We start from the raw sequence: 394 nt of genomic DNA on the forward strand, positions 1-394 counted from the left end.
CGTCGCCCGCGGCGACCTTGGCGGCCGACACCGCCCGGTCCTCGTCGGGCTCGTCGGCGCGCAGTGCCGCGTTCCACACGAGCGGCCGCGCGAAGCTCAGCGCGATCCGCACATCCGCCAGCTGGTGCTTGAGCGCCTGGAACTCCCCGATCGGACGGCCGAACTGTTCGCGCACCTTCGCGTACGACACGGCCTCCGCGAGCAGCCGCTCTCCCGCGCCCACGAGCAGCGCGGCGGCGGCGAGGGCTGCTTCGTTCAGGGCCGCGTCGAGGGCGCCGGGCACGAGCGGGGTCGAGGCTCCCGTGGGGGAGAGCCGGGCGAGACGCCGGGTGGGCGCGACCGAGGTCAGCTCCGCGCCCGGCTCGCCCTCGTGCAGCGCGTCACCGCGGACGAG

1 protein-coding gene is annotated in these 394 nt (G+C 76.4%); it reads right to left on the reverse strand.

Annotated elements, in window-relative coordinates; all coding sequences use genetic code 11:
- The coding region (locus tag DW309_RS03300; protein ID WP_275089783.1) for an acyl-CoA dehydrogenase family protein at nucleotides 1–394 on the reverse strand (394 nt) is incomplete at both ends.

This window comes from Microbacterium sp. K41, assembly GCF_004794395.1.
Classification (GTDB): Bacteria; Actinomycetota; Actinomycetes; order Actinomycetales; family Microbacteriaceae; genus Microbacterium; species Microbacterium sufflavum.